The sequence below is a fragment of the Treponema medium genome (assembly GCF_017161265.1).
Lineage (GTDB): Bacteria > Spirochaetota > Spirochaetia > Treponematales > Treponemataceae > Treponema > Treponema medium.
On the sequence record NZ_CP031393.1, the window covers coordinates 1,187,725 to 1,209,654 of the forward strand.

Annotated in this window: 16 protein-coding genes and 1 pseudogene; 11 read left to right on the forward strand and 6 right to left on the reverse strand. The window is 40.5% G+C overall.

Annotated features, from left to right (window positions below; translation table 11 throughout):
• Window positions 1-14 precede the first annotated feature (14 nt).
• Window positions 15-482, forward strand: a complete 468-nt coding sequence (locus DWB79_RS05335) for a GNAT family N-acetyltransferase (RefSeq protein ID WP_040859070.1) — start codon at window positions 15-17, stop codon at window positions 480-482.
• Window positions 483-852: 370 nt separating this feature from the next.
• On the opposite strand, the gene DWB79_RS05340 is transcribed toward DWB79_RS05335, so the two are convergent.
• The 4 genes from DWB79_RS05340 to DWB79_RS05355 all read right to left on the reverse strand — a co-directional run bounded on the left by DWB79_RS05340 (window position 853) and on the right by DWB79_RS05355 (window position 6,740).
• Entirely contained in the window at window positions 853-2,379 is a 1,527-nt protein-coding gene (locus DWB79_RS05340) for an RNA-directed DNA polymerase (protein WP_016523020.1), read from the reverse strand.
• Window positions 2,380-2,599: 220 nt separating this feature from the next.
• Complete coding sequence (locus tag DWB79_RS05345; protein WP_016523021.1) at window positions 2,600-3,811, reverse strand: protein kinase family protein; 1,212 nt, start codon at window positions 3,809-3,811, stop codon at window positions 2,600-2,602.
• Between the two features lie 21 nt (window positions 3,812-3,832).
• The gene (locus DWB79_RS12020) at window positions 3,833-5,770 is read right to left on the reverse strand and encodes a class I SAM-dependent DNA methyltransferase (RefSeq protein ID WP_016523022.1); all 1,938 of its coding nucleotides are present in this window, start codon (window positions 5,768-5,770) and stop codon (window positions 3,833-3,835) included.
• A gap of 148 nt (window positions 5,771-5,918) precedes the next feature.
• Complete coding sequence (locus DWB79_RS05355; protein WP_016523023.1) at window positions 5,919-6,740, reverse strand: type IIL restriction-modification enzyme MmeI; 822 nt, start codon at window positions 6,738-6,740, stop codon at window positions 5,919-5,921.
• 231 nt (window positions 6,741-6,971) lie between these two features.
• Here DWB79_RS05355 and DWB79_RS12175 point away from each other — a divergent pair, with 231 nt between their 5' ends.
• The 4 genes from DWB79_RS12175 to DWB79_RS12030 all read left to right on the forward strand — a co-directional run bounded on the left by DWB79_RS12175 (window position 6,972) and on the right by DWB79_RS12030 (window position 11,235).
• On the forward strand, window positions 6,972-8,009 hold the full coding sequence (locus DWB79_RS12175; protein ID WP_016523024.1) for an ATP-binding protein: 1,038 nt from the start codon (window positions 6,972-6,974) through the stop codon (window positions 8,007-8,009).
• Window positions 8,009-10,291 (forward strand): S8 family peptidase, encoded by a 2,283-nt coding sequence (locus DWB79_RS05365; protein ID WP_016523025.1) that lies wholly within the window; start codon window positions 8,009-8,011, stop codon window positions 10,289-10,291. Before DWB79_RS12175 ends, DWB79_RS05365 begins: the two co-directional genes overlap by 1 nt.
• 87 nt (window positions 10,292-10,378) lie before the next feature.
• Window positions 10,379-10,891: a ClbS/DfsB family four-helix bundle protein gene (locus DWB79_RS05370; RefSeq protein ID WP_016523026.1), complete on the forward strand. Its 513-nt coding sequence runs from the start codon at window positions 10,379-10,381 to the stop codon at window positions 10,889-10,891.
• A gap of 170 nt (window positions 10,892-11,061) precedes the next feature.
• Window positions 11,062-11,235 (forward strand): type II toxin-antitoxin system RelE/ParE family toxin, encoded by a 174-nt coding sequence (locus DWB79_RS12030; protein ID WP_245541348.1) that lies wholly within the window; start codon window positions 11,062-11,064, stop codon window positions 11,233-11,235.
• Here the strand turns inward: DWB79_RS12030 and DWB79_RS05375 are convergent.
• Window positions 11,149-11,388: pseudogene (locus tag DWB79_RS05375) on the reverse strand (AAA family ATPase); the annotation flags it as partial. The gene DWB79_RS12030 and the pseudogene DWB79_RS05375 sit on opposite strands and share 87 nt — an antisense overlap.
• Window positions 11,389-11,502: 114 nt before the next feature.
• Window positions 11,503-13,287 carry an ABC transporter ATP-binding protein gene (locus DWB79_RS05380; protein ID WP_040859071.1) on the reverse strand — a complete coding sequence of 595 codons (1,785 nt, stop codon included), beginning with the start codon at window positions 13,285-13,287 and terminating at the stop codon, window positions 11,503-11,505.
• Between the two features lie 131 nt (window positions 13,288-13,418).
• On the opposite strand from DWB79_RS05380, the gene murI reads away from it, so the two are divergent.
• The 6 genes from murI (at window position 13,419) to DWB79_RS05410 (ending at window position 21,516) form a co-directional block, all read left to right on the forward strand.
• On the forward strand, window positions 13,419-14,207 hold the full coding sequence (murI, locus tag DWB79_RS05385) for a glutamate racemase (RefSeq protein WP_016523028.1): 789 nt from the start codon (window positions 13,419-13,421) through the stop codon (window positions 14,205-14,207).
• Window positions 14,207-15,157 carry a ribosome small subunit-dependent GTPase A gene (rsgA, locus tag DWB79_RS05390; RefSeq protein ID WP_016523029.1) on the forward strand — a complete coding sequence of 317 codons (951 nt, stop codon included), beginning with the start codon at window positions 14,207-14,209 and terminating at the stop codon, window positions 15,155-15,157. The genes murI and rsgA overlap by 1 nt, the downstream gene beginning before the upstream one ends.
• 147 nt (window positions 15,158-15,304) lie before the next feature.
• Window positions 15,305-15,874, forward strand: coding sequence for a TetR/AcrR family transcriptional regulator (locus DWB79_RS05395; protein ID WP_016523030.1), 570 nt, complete (start codon window positions 15,305-15,307; stop codon window positions 15,872-15,874).
• 156 nt (window positions 15,875-16,030) lie between these two features.
• Window positions 16,031-17,749, forward strand: coding sequence for an ABC transporter ATP-binding protein (locus tag DWB79_RS05400; protein ID WP_016523031.1), 1,719 nt, complete (start codon window positions 16,031-16,033; stop codon window positions 17,747-17,749).
• A gap of 145 nt (window positions 17,750-17,894) precedes the next feature.
• The gene (locus DWB79_RS05405) at window positions 17,895-19,667 is read left to right on the forward strand and encodes an ABC transporter ATP-binding protein (protein WP_016523032.1); all 1,773 of its coding nucleotides are present in this window, start codon (window positions 17,895-17,897) and stop codon (window positions 19,665-19,667) included.
• 1 nt (window position 19,668) lies between these two features.
• On the forward strand, window positions 19,669-21,516 hold the full coding sequence (locus DWB79_RS05410) for an ABC transporter ATP-binding protein (protein ID WP_016523033.1): 1,848 nt from the start codon (window positions 19,669-19,671) through the stop codon (window positions 21,514-21,516).
• Window positions 21,517-21,930: the final 414 nt, after the last annotated feature.

Here is a 21,930-nt window from a genome sequence, read left to right on the forward strand (position 1 = left end):
GTGGAGGACATATTATGACAACAATTCTTAAAATAGCAGATAGTGATGAAAAAGCTAAAATTGTTGAATATGTTTTATCAGACTTGCCCGAATGGTTCGGTCTGCCTGAAAGTACGGCGGAATATATACATGATTCAAGAGAACTGGACTTATGGGCTGCAAAAGATAACGGTGAATATATCGGATTTATAACGCTGAGCCAATCGAGTACCGATTGCGGAGAGATACACTGCATGGGCGTCAAAAAAGCCTATCATAGAAAAGGGGTAGGCACTTTATTGCTTGCAGCACTGAAAAATTTTGCAAAGACAACATACGAGTATTTACAGGTAAAAACCGTCGATGAAGGACACTACAAAGAATACGATCAAACAATAGCTTTTTATAAAAAACAAGGATTCAAAAAGCTTGAAGTGTTCCCTACGCTATGGGACGCATGGAATCCATGTCTTGTAATGATACAAAAGTTGTATGCACGTTAAGTAAAAATTGATCTCGCTTTTGCAAGTCTTCAGCAAAAACAGCTTGTATTTTATGGATAAACGGATAAGGGTAATAGCGTATACAATAGCATCACTGACTATACAGGGATCCGCAAAGGAGTTTCGTGCAAAAAGCTGTATAATGCCGACAAATTCGGTGCCTTACCGCTTGTGAACGTCAATGTATTGAAGGAGCTGTTTTATGCCAAGAAAAACTCGGAAGATACAAAGTAAAAAACGGTATTGAAATTGGAAGAAAAAAATAAGAATGATGAAGATGTCGCCGTGTCGTTTTGTAATGTGCATAAACTTTTTGAGGAGATTGAACAGCTGAAGGAATAGTAAGCAACCGATTTGTTAATAATTTTATCTAATAGTTTCTTATCAATGAAGCTTCTATTTCTTTTAACAAGATTTCTCTTGAGAGTTTTTTGAATTCTGTTTTATTGATAATGCTATTTGCTTTCAATATGTTTTTTAATTCCTCAGAACTTACCCAATCCATATTCCAGATTTGATTTATATCAGTATCCGATAAAGAATTATTATCCATCTCTTTGAAGGCATGATCAATCAAACGGCATAAAGCATCATCATAGTCGATATCAAATTTAAAAAATAAGCTTATCCGCTGTAGCCATATAAGCATGTTACTTGTATTTGGAATTAAGCTAAATTTATTCTTTATTTTGGTAATAATTTCTTTTTGTTCGTCTTTGTTCGACAGTTGAGCTAATATTATGCTTAACATTGCTGCACATATTGAATATGTTCGCGGATTGCGATAGGCTATATCAACGATGATAGCTATCAATGACTTAGAATGATTTTGCAAACGTTTGCTTTTCTTTATTCGGAAATAGCAATCTTGTAAAGGTCCTATTAAACTTCCTGCATGGGGATATTCTAATGCATGTTTGTATATTAGCAGCAAATGCTTCTGTAAATCTTTATTGGATTGTTTCTTTATAAGCCATGCAAGTTTGTCTTTTTTGATTGCATGTAAAATTATATTGTCGTATGTATTTGTTTTTAATGTATTTGGCTTCATTCCAAATTCAGCAAGAACCTCGGTTATTATTTTTAAGATGTGTTCTCCTGTATGAGGATTGTTAACAAATATCTTATAATCATCACGGTAACGTAAGATATGATAATCGATTATATTATTTGCTTTAATTCGATCCGATAATAATGTATCAATATGACCCAGTACCATTTCAGCAATAAAATCCATCAAAACAGAACATTGCGGAATGCCATTTGTTTGACCATAACGCATTGCACGAATGTATTTATCTATGATATTGCCGATTAAATTTTTCCGTCTTTGTTGTTTTGCCCTTTCTTTTGTGTGTAATGCCCATGCTATCGAATGGGTATAGAGCGCGCCGTAACAGTTTGTTATATCAGTTTCAATAAGGTACTCATAATCTAAAGATAATTCAATTGAGCGTTGTTCAATATTTTCCCACCATGCGAATATTTGTGCTTTCTGATTTGTTTGCAATGTATTTTGAACGACAGGAATACTCATACATTCTATGCCTGGGTTTGCAGCAAAGTCTTTAAATCGTTTACAGATATCTTGCCAATGTAGTTCTTCTGTAATCGTCCTTACAAGCTGTACATAAAGAATAGGATTGATTAATTCAAAAGGCCTCCAATCGTATTTTCCGTCTTTATTTGATGCTATAATATAATTGACATTCTCATAATTCTCGGGATGTACGTGCTTGAGTATATCAGGATGATTCGATAGAAAGTTATTAATAGAAGTTAGAAATGTACCAAAAGAGATATACGGAGGAAAATCCAATGAACAATATATTTTTGAATCTAAAAAGAAAAATAGTGCTTCTTGCGCTTCTAAATCTAAGATAGTTGTTTGCAACATATTAGTATTTCCAAATCATACAATGTTTTATAGATTTTTTCAATCTCTGTTTTCCTTCTTTCTTGTTATGTTTATTTAGCACCTTCCGTATACGGTGTTATTTAAAAGATTAGCTGCTGTCATTATTATGTTTTTGCAATGACTGTGCACTCAACAATTAAGTAGTCTGATCGCATCTTGCTATACGGAGATGTTTTCGGCGCTAGTGAATTATTTCACTCTAAAAAGGAACTGGATCAAAAAAATCGATAGAGTTATGCTCTATCTGGTTTAATCTGTTATGTATGTTGAGTAATATAATATTTTTTCTTCCATTGTTTGAGTTCTTTAATAGGTTTATAAAATTCTTTAAAAGATAGCAGTCATAGTGTTGTTGTGGATAATAACGAAATCTACCGGAAATAAATGTACGGATAACATCGGATATATTTTGTACTTCGTTTTCAAGTTGATTTATGGTATATATATTTTGAATCTTCTGTATAATTATATCAATATCTGTGGTATATGAAGCATCTTTATCAATCATTGCAATAGAAGTAACCAGTGCATCAATAAAATTTTTATATATCTTTTTTTCTTCATCTGTAAAAAATTCGATATTTTGATTATTATCTTTTAGGATTTTTTCTTTTATATCGGAAAAACTTTGTATTCTGTCGGATGGATTAAGTCGTATCATTTCTGATAATAGACTTTCATATCTAAATTCATAAAAAATCTTTTCTTGATATAGATACTTACCGATTTGTTCAAATAATTTACCTACAAAATAGATTTCTGTCTTATGACTATATATATTCTGTGTAAAATCATACGGTTTATCACACCACCAATTTAGGCTAATGCTTTTCTCACAATCATCATCATAATTTATAGTTTTCCCAAATCCAAAATCTATAACTTTAACCTGACCATTGAAATTTACCAATATGTTGTTTATGCGTATATCTCTATGTAATATATTGTTACTTTCTAAATATACAAATGCCTCTATAACTTGTTCAAAAACAGAGTTTATTCTTTCAGGATTCTTTTTTAGATAGGTGCAGATATCCTCACCATCAATATATTCCATCAAAATATAACCTGTGGTTTGTTCAGGATATAAATAGTAATTAAATATTCGTACAATATTAGGATGATAGAGTTGAAACATTAATTTTATTTCATTTTTAAAATATTGATAATATTTTTCTTTAATCTGATTGGAATGGGGCTGATATTTCTTACATACAAACAGTATCTGCATTTCTTGATCAAGTAGTATAACAGTCTCTCCTAATCCGCCGTTTCCAAGATAGTCTAAAAATAAAAAATCTTTCTTGCGCAGAAAGGAAACTATATCATTTGGCCTTTTCCGATCCTGTACTGTTTCCATATCCGATGATTTTTCAAGTTTTAGTTGTTCAGTATATTGTATATCAGACATAGTATTCTAATCTCCTTAATTTTATATCTGTTTCCGCTTCCCCGTAAGCAGCCCCTCCGTCTTTTTCCCATACAGCTCGAACAAAAAAGCCACACGGGCGGCATCGTCGGGGAAGGCTGTTTTACGATACAGCTTATCCACAGCGGAATCAAGGGCGGCGTGCGCTTTGGTGAGTACCGGCGGCATAGTATTGGGATCGTATAAGTCGGCAAGGGAGCTATCGGGGAACTGCGCCCGCGCGTCCAATACCGCTTGCGCCTTTTGAATAATCGCTGCCTTTTGTGCTTCCGAAACATCCGGCCACGGGAAGTTGTTATACACGATCTGTGCAGAATAGCGGTAATCGCTTTTGAGCCGCCCGCATACGGTACGCATCCACGCCATGTGCATTTGCGAAGTAAGCACCCCGAATTCGTACAGCGTTGCGTTGGGAACGATAAGCGTTGAATCGCTTGCGATAACGAATGTGTCTAAAAAGCCGATGGGAATATAGCGCCTGCGTTCGGAGGAAACGCGCGGTACAAGGAGATAATGTCCCGACTCCGGCATATTTTCTACGTGAAACCGTGTTGGTGTATCAGCTATTTTCCGCGTTCCCTCACTTTTGCTCATCTGTCGGAATGTACGGACATTTTCAATACGCTGCAATGAATACGGCATTTTTCTAAGCTTATGAGGCGGACAATCTCCGAGCCATAAGCACCAGCGTACTTTATTATTGATAAACTCATCAGAACCGTACCAGCGCTTAAAATATGCTGCGGACTGCGGCTCCAGTTTTACAAACGCCTCTTTTTCTTCATCAGAAAAGAGATAATTTCCATCATCAATCGGCTTATTTCCTATGCCCATTTCGGAAACGGCATCCAATGGTACTGTTCTACTATCAATAAACACATTTTGCGCATCGGCTAAATAAGCATTTATTCGCTTGACTGTTTGAGCTTTCGGCTCTCCTTTTATATCGTCATATAAAAAGAGTTGCTTTTCCGTTCGGTTCCGGAGAGAAAAGCCGACAATAATGCAGTACACTGCCGCATTTCCCCGCGCTTCATTCGACCACTTAAAAGTCTGGTGCGCAAAATTGATATGCACCCCGCGCGCAAAAAGATTGGGCCACAAAATCGGTACCTGCTGCCCCTGACAAATAGAATTAGTAGAAACAAAGGCGCATTCAATCTGCGTTCCTTGAATATACTCCGCAGCCTTTTTATACCAGCCCGTAACGTAGTCAAGATTCCCTGCATTCTTTACCCCGCTAAAAAGCATTGCAAGCTCCGCAGACTGTTCTTTCTCCATCACCCGCGCACCTAAAAACGGCGGATTTCCCAGAATATACGAAAGGTTATGTTTTGGTACGATGGTCTCCCAATCAAGCGCAAGCGCATTACCCTGTACAATCGACGCGGAATTAACCAACGGGATACGCGCAAAGTATTGACCGAAGCGGCTGCCGACCAGTCTATTCATTTGATGATCCATCAGCCACAGCGCCGTTTGTGCAATCTGAGCGGGAAACTCTTCAAGCTCTATGCCGTAAAACTGATTAACATTTACCTTGATATATTCGCCGACATCAAGCAGCTGCTGATCTGCGCTTTGTAATTCTTCAATAAGCGCGAGTTCCAAAAGACGCAGCTCACGGTATGCAATAACCAAAAAATTCCCACAGCCGCAGGCGGGATCAAGAAAGGTTAAATGTGCAATTTTATCATGCAGCGCGTTCAAGTTTGTTACACGGGCTTCGGAGGTGTACTGTTTGTATTTATCAAATTCTGTCCACAGAGAATCTAAAAAGAGCGGATGAATGAGTTTTAAGATATTTGTTTCACTGGTATAGTGCGCTCCCAAAGCGTGCCGTTCTTCCGGCTTCATCACACTCTGAAACATCGCACCGAAAATTGCCGGAGAAATACCGCTCCAATCCAGTGCACAGCATTCAATCAGTTTTTCCCGCATTGCAGCATTTATTTTAAGCCGCTGAAATAGCGCGGTTTAAAAACACGTCGAGTTTGCGCAAGCGCAAACATCGCTTATTATCGTGTGCGCGTTTCGCGCACGAATGCAACAGTCTTAAAAAACTGAAGTTTTTTAAGACTGTTGCATTTTAGGGAAGGTTAAAATCCGCAGTTGGAAGCAGCTCCTTAAAAAGTCCTCCGTTGATATACGGAAAACGAGCCAGCTGCTCATCAAGTGTTCTAAGCCGCTTTTCTTTCGGCGTATTGAGCACTTCAAAAATCTTTTGAATGTGCATCGCTAAATCGCTGCCGTCAACATTCGTCCGCTGCAAAATATATTTAATAAAGTGATCGTGCTCAAAAATACCGGTGTCATCAGCAAACAAACAAAATAACAGACGAACCAAATACAACTCCAGCTGATGTCCGGTATAACCGATTTCTTTTAAGGTATAGTGCAATTCTCCCATCTTTTCCGCTGCTTCGATATTGACCGCATCCTGCTTTTTATATTCAACATCTTTATAACCTGCAAGAAAGAGAAACAGCTCAATATACTCCGCCAGTTCATCAATCGTAAAAGAGGTGAGTTCCGCATCTTTTTCTAAATGATAATAATCGAAATGAACAAAATCGCAAATCAAAATGCCCTTCGGCATATCGGCATTCTGCAGCGCATTGGCGTAGGCTTTTGCCTGTTCAAAGGCTTTTTTCCGGTCTTTGCCGGGAGACTTCATTTCGATGAGAATGTAACCTTTCCAAAAAAGATCGATATATCCATTAGAACCGTCTAATAGTTTAACTTTGTGCTCAAACACGGCAATTTTATTGCGCGGTACACCGAAAATTGCAAAAAACTCGTTTTCAAAGGTTTGCGCATCCGCTTCTTCCCGCGCAGTTGCCGCTTTATCTTTCCAGTTCAGTATAAACTGCTGCGCTCGTATCTTAATTTCGTTTAATGATAATGCCATATAATCAGTATGTCCAATGTATATACCGATTGTCAAGCAAGACTATAAATAGAAAAATTGATGATGTGCTCCTTGCATATCCGCTCCGCAGTATAGGGGTTTTTAGGCATGTGCGGATCGCCGCCTCTATTTGAACAAGTATCGGGTTTATTTCTGGGTGTAAAATATGCCCCAAAATATTGACTTTTGTCCCATTACAAGATATTATATTTTATATCCGAGGTGTTTTCGATGAAAAAACAAAATCTGGTTAATTTAATAAGGTATCATGTAGAAAAAAATGATGAAGCGTTTATAACAGAAGTGGCCGAGATAGCAAAAGATTTTGACGCGAATGACGATTCATCTACAGCGCAATATTTAATGGAGCTGGTTTCTAATACAAATTATTATGTTCCTCAAACAAGCTATAGGAATCTCAAATATTTGACAAAAATGGAATATTCATCGAAACCGTTATTGCTCCCAAATGCTCTCGAGGAAGATGTTGTTGGAATTTCAAAAACTATAAATAAAAAGCTTGGTTTATCAAAATTTCTTTTCTATGGAGCACCGGGTAGTGGGAAAACGGAATCTGCGTATCAAATTGCACGAATGCTGAATCGAGATATTTTATCAATAAGTTTTGAACAGCTGATCGATAGCAGACTCGGTGAAACCGCAAAGAATGTCGTGAAACTTTTTGACGAGATTAATCATCTTCCGTACAATCGTGCAATTATTCTTTTTGATGAGATCGATTCGCTGGTTTTAGACAGGATTAATAGTAATGATTTGCGAGAAATGGGGAGAGTCACATCTGTCTTCCTTAAAGAATTAGAACGTCTGAACGAGCATATAATAATTATAGCAACGACAAATTTGATAGATAAATTCGATAAAGCTCTATTACGTAGGTTTGATGCAATAATTTCATTTGATAGGTATTCAAAAGAAGATTTGATAGAGATAGCAGACTCAATGCTGAGAGCAACTTTACGTAATGTAAAAAGCGCAAAAATAAACACGCGGTTATTTAATAAGATATTAGGAAATATGGAAAAAATTCCATACCCTGGAGACTTAAAACAAATAATAAAGACAGCAATTGCATTTTGTGATGATTCGAGCGAGTATGACTATTTGCGAAAGATGTACATTAACCTTTATGGTCTTTCAGGAGCAATAGATATTCAAGACTTGAGTACGCAAGGATATACTACAAGAGAAATAGAAATACTGTCAAAAATTCCTAAAAGTAGCGTATCAAGAAAGTTGAGAGATATATAATGAATTCCATTTTACAAGTTAAGCTACGATTCAATAAAGAAAAAAATAATTCAGGATTTGGGGCAATAAATTTGCGTGCTGCTATGAGCGTTTCCTTAGAAAAAATAGATGCCCTTTCGGAAAGTCTGAGAGCTGTATTAAGGTATTATCGAGATAAACCAAAAATATTGAATAAATTACTTGTTGATGTTTGTTATAACGATATCATTGCAAAATCAAATCGAATTAAAGAATTACTTAAGCCTTCCGCTACCGATATCAATGATATTATAGTAGGTGCACGATTTTCAGATGCACCTGATGGCGAAGAAAATCACATCATTACCTACTATGTTGATGTTGAAACGATTAATGCAACGCTCAATAAACTTGTGATAGTAAAACAATTTATTAAAGGTGAACTGAATGGAGAGGCGACTACTAAAAATTTTAATGAAACAGATGAATTACATGATTCGGTAAAAAGCAAATTAAAAACAGAAAACTATGAGAAGTATGGTCTTTCAAAGAATAAAATACGGAGAATGATTGTCGATTGTTCAGTTATTGAAACGTTTTCAATCCCGCAAATAGCGAATAATATCTCCCCTAATAATACATTTTTGATTACGTTTTATAAGACGGAATTAACTTTGTATTCCTTATTAGAAAAACTGGATGTAGATGATGTAAAATACAGATATTCGTTCTATGGTGAAGACACATTAGCTGTTACAAGAGATTTGTTTGATTATTTGAACGATAAAGTGCCTTATTTAATCTCTATGATTTCATCTGATTTAGCGCAGGTAACATATAATTCTATCAATAAAGAGACTCCATCGGAGTTAATAAAAATACCAAACCCCAACAATGAACCGATAATAGGAGTAATAGATACTCTGTTTGATGAGAATGTTTATTTTAGTCGTTGGGTGGAAAACACGGACTATTTAGATGATATTGAAAGAATGACTATATCCGATAATAGTAGGGAACATGGGACAGAGATTACATCTATTATTGTCGACGGTCCTCGTATGAATCCTTGGCTTGATGACGGCTGCGGAAGATTTAGAGTACGGCATTTCGGTGTTTGCACTAACAAAATATCAATGGTTAAATTAGTGCGGAAATTAAAAGATATTGTTAAAAACAATCCTGATATTCATGTCTGGAACCTATCACTGGGGACGGATGAAGAAGTGTCGAAAAATTTTATTTCTTTTGATGCGGCTGTTCTTGATGAATTACAAGCAAGAAAAAATATTGTATTTGTCGTATCAGGTACCAATGATAATAGAGATGAGCGGATCGGCAATATCCGTGTCGGTTCTCCGGCAGATTCATTGAATTCTATTGTAGTTAATTCGATAAAAAGAAATGGAACCCCTGCATCATACTCAAGGAAAGGTACCATCCTTTCTTTCTTTAATAAGCCGGATGTAGTTTATTATGGCGGAGACTACGACGAACGGATCAATGCTTATGCGCCTTCCGGCGAGGAACAAGTATATGGAACATCGTTTGCTGCTCCTTGGATAAGTAGAAAGATGTGCTTTCTTATTGATGTTATGGGATTTTCCAGAGAAACTGCAAAGGCTTTAATTATTGATTCGGCTGCCGGGTGGGAATATAAAATTTCTACAGCGAAATATAAAGAACTACTTGGCTATGGGGCGGTTCCAATACAGATAGAAAAAGTGTTGTCCACAGATAATGATGAGATTAAATTTATACTATATGGAACGTCTGAAGCATATAAAACGACAAATTATGGTATACCTGTTCCGAAAGATAACGATAACAAATATCCATATATTGCACGTGCAATCATTTGCTACTTTCCGGAGTGCTCGCGGGCGCAAGGAATCGATTATACCAATAGAGAACTTAGTCTGAAATTTGGAAGGATAAAATCTGATGGTACAATTGAGGATATTAATGAGAATATACAAGATGATAAAAACTCATATATTGATGAGAGACAGTCGCGTAAAGAATTCAGAAAATGGGAAAACACAAAATTTATATCGAAAGTGCTGAAGAAAAATCAGGCATTAAAATCCTACGAAGACAAACTATGGGGAATAGTAATTACGTCAAAAGAAAGACTAGATACGCAAATGCATGGTGGTTTGAATTTTGGTGTAGTAATAACGCTTAAAGAAATAAAAGGTGTTAATCGAATAGAAGATTTTATTCGGGCATGTACTCTTAGAGGCTGGATTGTAAATGAAATTACTATCAAAAATCAAATTGATATATATAATGCAAATCAACAAGAAATTACTTTTGAATAACGTAATTATTTTTTGCTTAGAGTAACGAGTCACCTTTCTATGGTACAATAGCCTATCTTCCCACGCTAAAGGAGTAACCATAAAACTATGCCAAGACCTACCAGCAAATCCGATTTAATCCAAGCCGCAACTGACCAATTCGCAAAGCTGTGGACGTTAATCGACGAAATGTCTGACGAAGAAAAGAGTGCCGATATTGTTCCGAACGAACGCGATAAAAACGTGCGGGATGTTTTGGTTCACCTCTATGAGTGGCACTGTCTTTTGCTGAATTGGATACGGTCCAACACAAACGGGAAACCTGCCCCTTTTTTGCCGGCACCCTATAATTGGAAAACCTATCCCCAGATGAATGTTGCTTTTTGGGAAAAACATCAAAACACATCATATACCGATGCAGAAGCAATGCTCAAAAAAACGCATAAAGAGGTGATGGCGATTATCGAAACATTTTCCAATGAAGCCCTTTTTTCCAAAGGCGCTTTCGACTGGACGGGCACGACGACGCTCGGCAGCTACTGCGTGTCTGCAACATCGAGTCACTACGATTGGGCGTTCAAGGATATTAAAAAAGCCTTGAAAAAATATAGAGCACGATAACAGCCATCTCTAACAACTGCGGTTTTTAGAAGTTTCCAACACAAACACTGCCGGATTGCCTGTATATAATCTTTCATAGATAATCCGGTTTCTGAATGCAGCGGCGCAGGATGTAAAAGAAGGCCGTGTTACCGATGTTGATGATGCAGTGGCAGAGCTAAAGTCCAAATATGGTTTATAAAGTCAGAGTAACCGATAAAGCAAATACTGATCTTGATGAGATTATCAGGTATATTGCAGAAAAGCTTTCAAACGCAACGTGCAGCCGGTTCTTCTTCCGCTTGCTCAAGATACAAGCCTTTGAAGAGTTCTTTTTGCCCAAGAAAATATGCTGCAAGTGTTGAAAAGGCAAAGGGGGAGCCAAATCTTCGTGAGCGGCTGAGGAAATAAACTCAACCGCTTTGTATATACTCGGTCTTATCTACATAGAGATAATAATCTTCCCGTAATACTTTAAAACTCTGTACGCCGATCGGCAATTTCCGTGAAATGTTCATACTGTCACTATAATACGGTTACTGCTTTTCTGTAATTTAACAAACGGCACGGCAATCAATCACTCCGATGCAGAGCGCAGCTGAGAAGCGGTAGGTATTCAATTTTGCTATGAATCACCGATCTCGATTACTCTGAATATCATAAATACGTTTATATAGGCCGTCGTGTTGTATCAGCTCACGATGCGTTCCTTGTTCCGTAATCTTTCCCTTTTCCAAAACGATAATAATGTCTGCATCTTTTACAGTAGCAATGCGGTGCGAAATGATAATCACCGTTTTATGTTTGTTTTCATTTTTGAGGGCAGCTCTGATGGCCGCATCGGTTTCCATATCAACTGCGGAAAGTGAATCGTCAAAGATCAAAATAGGAGCATCCTTTATCAACGTTCGTGCAATCGCCAGCCGCTGCTTCTGTCCGCCGGAAAGAGACACGCCGCGTTCCCCGACAACGGTCGAATATCCGTCTGCAAAATAATGAATCTCTCCGTCCAAGGCTGCGATGCGGGCGTATCGTTGTGCGGCGGCATCGTTCGTATCGGGGGCGGCAAGTTTAATATTTTCCATAATTGTTTTAGCGTAAAGAAACGGTTCCTGCAAAATCAGTCCTATCTGCGACCGTATCCAGCCCTTGTCTATCGAACGTAATTCTACACCGTCAATAGTGATGGAACCGGAAGTATAGTCGTAGAGCCGGTCAAGCAGATGCACCAGCGAACTTTTTCCCGAACCGGTCGGACCTAAAATTGCCGCCGTTTGTCCCTGTTTGATGCTGAACGATACAGTATCTAGTACCGGTGTGTTCTCCGCTTCGGGATATGCAAACGACACGGAATCAAAAATGATATTGCCCTTAATCTCCGGTTTTTCCTGTGTGGGGAAAAGCTCCTCAGGTTCCTCGCGGAATATTTCTTCAATACGGCCGACTGATACACAGGCCTTGCCGATATTACCGAGAATCCGTCCAAGCTGCCGCACCGGTTGTATCAGCATACTGATGTACGAGATAAACGCTATCAACATTCCCGCTGAAATTTCGCCGCGGTATGCTAAAAAACTTCCGTAGAGGATAACGGTAAAAATCTGGGTGTACGATAAAAAATCCGCTCCCGACCAAAAAAACGCAAAGCAGCGTATCAATATCAAATTCCGCTGCATATACGCTTCGCTGACTGTTTTGAATTTTTCCATCTCGTATTGTTGACGAGTGAATGCCTTGATCACTCTGATACCGGTAAGACTTTCCTGAAGAACGGCAGTCATTGCCGCTTCCTGTTCGGTTGAGGCTTTAAACTGTTTTTCAATCACATAAAAGAAGAGGGCAGAAAAAGCTGCCGCAACCGGAACCGCTGCACATGAAATGAGCGCCAGCTTGATGTTCGACTGCATCATTAAAAAGACAGTGTATATGATTAAAAACACCGAGCCGACCGTTTCGGGGATTTGAGAATATAATGCGATACGGATGGTGTCCACATCGGATGTACAGCGCTGGATAAGATTGCCCGTTTTTGCATTTGCGTGATATGTGTATGGCAATAGCTGGATATGATTATACAGCCGGTTCCGTACATTTTGGATAATCCGTTCGGTTGCCGCATTTGCCGTATTCATCTGCAAAAACGTAAATATACTGCGGCTTATTGCAAATGCAAGAATGAGAGCGGCCATAATGAGCAGTCCGTTTGTTCCCTTTGCAGCTGCTCCGAACAGCGCAACGAGCCGTTCAAGGGCTGTATGCGTCAGCGGTTCATTACCCAACACCGAATCAACGGTGATTTTGATTAAGCCCGGTTGCAGGGCTGCGGCAATCTGAGCAAGCAGTGCAAACATAAGCGCAAGAAAGTATAAGAGACGGAATCCTTTTAAATACGAAAAGAGCCGAAGAAGATTTTTCACAGGCGTTATTATAACAGGAGCATCCGTTGTATTCTATGTACCTTGCTCAAGAATAATGCATAATTTATAATCCTTAATTGTAAAATCATGAATTTCGCATTATGAATTTATTTTACGAGGTGTTACATTAAATGCACAAAAAGTATGTTTTTTTAGATTCGGGGATAGGCGGCTTGCCGTACTTCCGGTATTTTCATAAAAAAGCGCCGCAAGCATCGGCTGCGTATGTGGCGGATTTGGAACATTTTCCCTACGGGGAAAAAACGCGTGAGGGAGTGATTAAGTATGCCCTCGGTGTTACGGAAAAAATAATAAACCGCTTGGATCCCGCAATGGTTATCGTGGTGTGCAATACGATGTCAACCGCCGCCCTCGATGCGCTGCGCAAACATTTTTCCATTCCCTTTATCGGTACCGTACCGGCGGTAAAGGTGGCGGCGGAAGTCAGTACGAATAAGCGTATTGGGATTATCGCCACGGCGCGGACAATCAACGACCCGTATCTTGATAAACTGATTGAATCATTTGCCGCCGATTGTACTATCGAAAGACGGGCGGATGCGGAACTGGTTGCGAAAATTGAAAACGGACTGATTACCGCCCCGGATGAAGAAAAACGAAAAGCAGTAATGCCTGCAATCCGGCAGTTTAAAGACGCCGGTGTCGATACGATTGTACTGGCGTGCACTCACTTTTTGCATCTTGCAGATACCTTTACCGAATGCGCCGCTCCGGAAATAAAGGTTGTCGATTCCTTGCCCGGCGTCGTTTCCCATGCATTGGATGTGCTGCCTCCGCCGGCCGGTGGGAACGCATCCCGCAGCAGTTGCTATGTTACCGGCGAAATCACCGAGCGTATCGACCGGCTGTACCGTGGCTATTGCGGACTTTTCGACCTCGATTGGCAGGGAGCGCTGTAATGCAGGGACTGGTATTAAGCGGCGCAAATAATTTTTTTGCAGTACGCACACCCGAAGGCAATGTAGTACGTTGTTCCATTAAGGGGAAAAAACTGAAAGAAAGCCGCGGGTATTACAACCCCTTAGCGCCCGGCGATACGGTCGATATTGAATACGACACCCTCCATCCCGATCAGGGGCAAATTACGGCGCTCATACCGCGGCGCAACGGTTTTATCCGCTGGAATCAGAAAACGCGCAGTCCGCAACTTTTAGCGGCAAACATCGATTTACTGCTCTGCGTTACCACCCCTGCCAATCCCCCCTTCCGTCCACGCTTTACCGACCGTACATTGGTGCAAGCCGCCGCGGAAGGTATCCCCGCACTTATCATTGTGAACAAAATCGACTTAGGCATTCCGGAATCGGTGCGGGAACGGATACGGGATTGGCAGCGCATCGGTATACAGGTATGCGAAGTGTCTGCAAAGACAGGGGAAGGACTTGAACCGCTCGCACGTCTCCTTTCGGGCAAGACTTGTGCAGTTACCGGACAGTCGGGCGTCGGAAAGTCGAGCTTACTGAACAGCCTTGACTCCAACCTTGCGCTTAAAACCGCCGACATTTCGTTTAAGTACGACCGCGGTATCCATACGACAACGCAGGGCGTTTTTTTACCGATGACCTTTACCGCTCACGATGGAACCCGGCTGTCGTTCAACATCATCGACACGCCCGGTATCAGACACTTTGCACTCTGGGGCATTAAACCGGAAGAAGTCATCTTCTACTTTCCCGAAATGGAGGCCGCAGCAATACAATGCGCCTTCGGGCTTTCCTGCTCACACATTCACGAGCGCGGCTGCCGTATCTTGGAAGAACTGGACGCAGGGCATATCCATCCCGACCGCTACGAAAGCTGGCGTTCCATGCACGATGAACTGGCGCTGCTCACCGCGGACGAATACTAGGGCAAATGTATCGGCTAATTCTGCGTTCCTGCCCGTCGTATACTTCCAAAAGTGTCAGCCAGACTTGACAAATATTTGAGTTCCTTTTAATATTAAATTATAATTCAGTATTGATAGAAAAGATAACGTTTCAAATGCGCAGGTAGTATGCAGGTATTAAAAGAAGAAGTCAAGGATAGAATTCTAACGGCTGCGGAAAAAATATTTTATGAACAAGATTATAGAAGCGCAAAGCTGACGGATATTGCAGAACAGGCTGATATTCCCGTTGCGCTTATTTATACCTACTTCAAAAATAAGGAAGGATTATTTGATGAAGTAGTCACAGGTGTGTTGGATAACATCATTAAGATGATGGAAGATGAGGAAAAGATGGAAGCCGGAAGCCCCTATGAAAGATTTAATCGGGGCGGAGCATCTCAACTTCCCAAACTGTTAAAGACTAGAATAAAACTCATCATTTTGATGGATAAGAGTTCGGGAACGAAACATGAGAATGCAAAAGATATGTGGGTTAAGCGGTTGGAACAGCATATAAAAGACGGTTTAAAGAGATATTCAAAAACCAAGCACGATCCCATGCTTGCCCACATCTTGGCAAATAATTATGTTGAAGGGCTTATGGAAATTGCACGGCACTATAAAAATGAAAAATGGGCAGAAGATATGCTCTTTGTTCTTAATCAGTGCTATTTTAATGGAGTTGAATCATTGTAAGCTGTAATTAGTTAGAGTAGTATAGAAGGAAATTTATTTTAGGAGCGTTCATTCGCTCCTCATTTTATCTATCAATATTGAATAAATATTCAATATTATTTAGTTTTAAAGATCAACGAATATGCATGCGCATTATAGATGTAGAAAGGAGTAGATATGACTGAAAAGGAATTGAAAAAACAGGTGACGGGTAAAACCTTTTTGTCCAATGTGCTGCTTGCACTTAAAATAGTGTTTGACTTACTACCGCAGGTTTTATTGGTACTGGTAATAAGCAGCCTATTTTCGGGCAAAGCGGAAAGGGAATATTTTAAAATGATTGCCGGAGGTATTTTCATTTCGTTTATGCTCAAGGCGTGTTGTAATTATCTTGCCGTAAAGACAGCTCATGACAGGGCTTTTAGTACATTGACGGAATTACGCCTTGCCATAATTGAACACCTTAAAAAATTGAATTTAGGCTTTTTTAAAAAGCATACTACCGGCGAGCTTACAAGCATTGTTGAACACGATGTAGAGCAGATTGAAATATATCTGGCGCACGGTCTTCCGGAAATTATGGCGGCAACGCTGCTTCCTGTTCTGGTTTTTATTGCAATGCTTTTTATAGATTACCGGCTCGCATTAATAATGATTACAGGGGTACCGCTCATGTTCCTTGTACAACAATTATCTGCAAAGACCATGCAAAAAAAATTCCAAATATATTTTGAACGAGAAATGCAGATGAGGGAAGATATGATGGAATATGTAAAAAATATTGCCGTCATAAAGGCCTTTGCAAAAGAAGAGTGTTTTAGCGGTAGGACTTTGGATTCTGCACGCTCTTATGTGCAAGATGTAAAAAAGAGTATGGGTGCCGTTACGGGTCCGATGGTGCTTATCGATATTTTTATGGAAGCCGGAGCGGTATCGGTTATGATGTTAGGAAGTATACTGCTCTTACATAACAATATTCCTACCGCTCAGTTTATACTGTCCGTTATCTTATCTTCGGTGTTTGTGTCAGCAATAAGTAAAACCGCAACCCTCCATCATTTTTCCATCGTGTTTACTGAAAAGCTCAAAAGCATAGCGGTGATTCTCTGTGCGCCTCTTGTAAAAGAAAAGATCAGCGAAAAACTGAAAACGGGAGATATAGAATGCAAGAACGTACATTTTAAGTATGAAAAAGACGGCTTTGCGTTAAAAGATATTACGGTACAGTGTAAAGAAAACACTTTAAATGCTCTTGTCGGGCCGAGCGGCTGCGGTAAAAGCACGCTTGCGAATCTTATCATGGGTTTTTGGGATGTTGATTCAGGTGTGCTCACAATTTCGGGCAAAGATATTTCACGCTATGATACGGACAGCATTTCCGCTCTTATCGGAAGTGTTCAGCAGGAAGTGATCCTTTTTAATATGAGCATCTTTGAAAATATCGCGATCGGTAAGGCAGGTGCTTCCCAAGCGGAAGTAATAGAAGCCGCTCAAAAAGCACGATGTCATGATTTTATTTTCGCCCTACCTCACGGCTACAACACAAGGGTCGGAGAGATGGGGGTAAAACTTTCGGGAGGAGAAAAGCAAAGAATATCCATTGCTCGGATGATTCTTAAAAATGCTCCAATTCTTATTTTAGATGAAGCGATGGCTGCCGTAGACAGCGAAAACGAAAAACTCATAAACGAGGCGATCGAAGAATTAAGAAAAAATAAAACGGTTATCACGATTGCGCATCACCTGAACACCGTACAAAACGCGGACAAAATAATCGTTATGGATAAAGGCCGCATACTGGATTCCGGCACACATGAAGAATTGATTTCGCGATGCACCTTTTATAAAGAAATGGTCGAAGCCCAAAACAAAGTAGACAACTGGCGGGTGGGGTAATTTGTAATTTGTAATGGGTAATGGGTAATGGGTAATTAGGCCGGTATCAATTAGCAATTAAATAAGAACAGAAATATTCGAAAGCGCGAGAATTCGACAGTTCCTAAATTTGATAATTTACTCACTGCCGAATTGAGGAGAAATTATGGCGGATAAACAAGTTGGAGCGGCGTATGTTTTTACACTGGCTAAGGCGGAGCGGGGAAAATTAGCTGCGGGTATGGTACTTGCAGCGATCAGCTCGGTGTTGTCGTTGATTCCGTACATTGCGGTGTACCGGATTTTGGAAATGATTATTGCTCGGTCGATGAGTGCGGAAGCGCTTTTACATTGGGCTGTTATGTGTGTTGCAGCAGCAGCGGTACAGGCAGTGTTGATGTCGATTGCGGGAATTTGTTCGCACACGGCGGCATTTAATACGATGCATACGGTAAAGATAAAAGTCTTGCAACATATCTCGTATCTGAATGCAGGCTTTTTTCAAAAAAATGCAGCGGGTAAAATCAAGACAATCCTGTTCGATGACATCGATAGAGTGGAAGCTTTTTTAGCGCACAGCACTTTGGAACTCACGCAGGCGGCGGTTGTTCCCCTTGCGATGTTTGTATTTATGCTGCATCTCCATTGGCTTATGGCATTGGTTATGCTTGTTCCTATGGTGCTCGGTATTGCCGTTCCAATGATGATGATAGCGGCAAGTAATTTTTCGGGATTGGCGAACGATTTTGCAAAGGATATGGAAGCCTTGAATGCATCGGCTACGGAATATATTTCTGCAATGCCGGTGATGAAGATGTACCGCGTAACAGCCGAAAAATTTCAACAGTATAAAACCGCTTTACAGACGTATACCGTTTGCTGGAAAAAGATGTGCACCGCTTCGTGTAATCCGCTTTCGGCAGCATCGGTTATCTTGGATTCGGCAATCTTATTCACTCTGCCGACAGGAGGGTTCCTTTATGTAAGAGGCTCGCTGTCCGTTTCTTCTTTTTTGATTTTTATTCTTTTGACGGTGTGCTTTTATACATCGTTTTTAAATTCGGTTACGATTGCTATGCAGTCGATGGAACTCGGCGGCGGACTTGCAGCGGTAAAAAAAATTTTGGAAGAGCCGCAGATGAAAAGCGGAACAAAAACGCTTCCGCTAAACGGCCGTTATGATGTCCGGTTTGACGGTGTTTCATTTTCGTATGGAGAAGACGGACGGAACGCTTTAAATGATGTTTCGCTATGTGTAAAGGCGGGAACCGTCAACGCCTTTGTCGGAGCTTCCGGTGCAGGCAAAACCACCGCCGCCCAGCTTATCGGACGATATTGGGATAGCTCTGCGGGCACTATTTCTATCGGCGGTATTCCCGTTACGGAACTGCAAACAGAGAACCTTATAGCGCTTACCTCGTTTGTATTTCAAGATGTGTTTTTATTGGAAGACACGCTGCTCGAAAATATCCGCATGGGAAGTGCCGCTTCTTTGGAGGAAGTACGCAAGGCAGCACAGGCAGCTCAAATTGACGATTTTATTATGAGTTTACCCGACGGTTATGAAACGAAAATCGGCACAGAGGGTGTAAAGGTTTCAGGCGGAGAGCGGCAGCGGATTTCTATTGCGCGTGCGTTAGTTAAAAATGCGCCTATCCTCATTTTTGATGAAGCAACTTCATATTCGGACATTCAAAATGAACATAAGATCCAAGTCGCATTGCAAAATTTGCTCAAAGGAAAAACGGTCATTATGATTGCGCACCGTCTGCACACGATAAAAAATGCGGATACTATTTTTGTCTTTGAAAAAGGCAGCATCGCTGAACAAGGTAGCCATACTGAACTGATGAATAAAAACGGTTTGTATGCACAGATGCAGCGCACGTATATATCCGCTCTCAACCACGGTAGTATAAATGTAAAGGAGGAAAACTGATATGTTAAAACTGATTGCACATATATTAAAAGAAAAACGGAAAGAATTAAGGCTGCCGATTATTTTAATGTCGCTTGATTCTGTGGGCGGTATGCTCTTATACATTATGCTCTATTTTACGGTGGTCGGATTAGTACGTAATACATTGACCGGAGAAATTATCATTACCTATTCGCTGATTTGTTTGGGAGCGGTGGTATTCCGTTTAATTATTTACCGCACGGGTTACTATCTCTGCTTTGCTCGCGGTGCGGAAGTATGTGCGCAAATGCGGCTCGATTTGGCAAATCACTATCGCGCGTTAAGCCTCGGCTATTTTAACCGGCACAGTTCAGGTGCTCTTTTGGAAACCCTTGTAAAAGATATTACCAATTTTGAACTGATCATTACGCATACGCTTCCCGCACTGGTAAAAACCGCGGTAACGGCAGCGCTGATTTTAATCGGTATGTATTATATCGATGTTCCCTTGGCGATAGCGCAAACGGCAGCTCTCCTTGTGCTTGTTCCGTTTTTGCACTGGGGAAACAGCTTGGCGGAATATTTCGGAAATGAAAAGCATCGACTCACCGCTCGTATGATTTCCATTGTGCTGGAATACATTAAAGGAATAAAAGTGTTTAAGGCGTATAATCTAACCGGAGAAAAATTTGACAGAATGCTGTACTCGTTGGAAACGGTAAGGAAAACCAATATCAAAGCGGAAATAAAACTTTCGCTGCCTGCTGCCGTCTATTTTATAGCAGCTCATTTTTTACTACCGCTTGCTCTTTTATCTTCGGTATATATTCTGAAGAGCGGATCGGTCAGCCCCGAAAAACTCACCGCTTTTATGTTGATGAGCCTTGCGCTTTCGGGAGTATTAATTTCATTTGAACACGCATACGGTTTACTAAAAGGTTTAAAGCCTGCGGCGGAACATGTGCAGAAAGCGTATACGGCTCAGCCCCTACCGTGCGTACAAACTGCCGGAACTGCAAAGGTAAATACCGGCACAACGGTGGGAGAAACAAGGCAGGAACAAAGTCAGCCTTTTGACGTTTCCTTTGAGGATGTTTCATTTTCTTATCGAGAACCGTTCCATACGTTTCAAAACCAAAGCGGTGAAGCTAATGCCGAACGGAAAACAGACGGTGCAAAACAAACAGCGGTATTGCATTCCATTTCTTTTGAGGCAAAGCAGGGAACGGTAACTGCTCTCATCGGCCCGTCAGGTTCAGGCAAAACCACGATTGCCAATTTAATAGCCCGCTTTTGGGATCCGCAAAAAGGTACGGTTAAAATCGGCGGAAAGGATATAAAAGAAACAGAACCCGATACGCTTTTGCAGTCCGTCAGTGCGGTGTTTCAAGACAGCATTTTACTATCGGACACCATTTACAATAATATTAAAATCGGAAAGCCCGATGCTTCGGAATCGGAGGTTATCGCTGCGGCACAGGCGGCTCAATGTCATGAGTTTATCAGCGAGTTGCCTGACAGATATAACACCCTGCTTGCGGAAGGCGGGGCTGCTCTTTCAGGCGGCGAAAGACAGCGCATTGCTATTGCCCGTGCTCTTTTAAAAAATGCGCCCATCGTGCTTTTAGACGAATCGACTGCCTCACTCGATGCCGACAACGAATGGAAAATCAACGCCGCCTTGGATACGCTTATGCAGGGTAAAACCGTCTTTGTCATCGCTCATCGGCTGAACACCATTCGTAATGCAGATCAAATCATCGTATTGAAAAACGGCCGCATCGAAGAAAAAGGGACTCATACGGAACTTATGCAAAAGCGCGGCACCTACTTTGAAATGATACAAGAACAACAAAAAGCCGCCGGATGGGAAGTCTCGGGGAATTAATTCCTAATTAACAATTAAATTGAGGAGAAATGTTGAAACATTTTACATAAGTGCTCGGTGTTTCAACGTCGAGTTTCGTACTTCTGTCACGGATAGCGGTGATTAAAGCTCTATCGAGTTTTTGCGTAAGCAAAAATACTCGAAGATGAAAAATGTACACGGATGTATATTTTTCATTGAAACATCGCTGTATTATATGCGCTTTCTCATTGCATTACGAAAGCGTGAGAATTCGACAGTTCCTAAATTTGATAATTTACTCACTGCCGAATTGAGGAGAAATTATGGCGGATAAACAAGTAGGAGCGGCGTATGCATTATGCAAACTACAAGCATAGGATAACCGGCTTATTAAAGTATAACCTCAAAGCTTTGCCGTCAGCGGGTTCTTAGGGCGGCAGCCCTAAGCGGTTC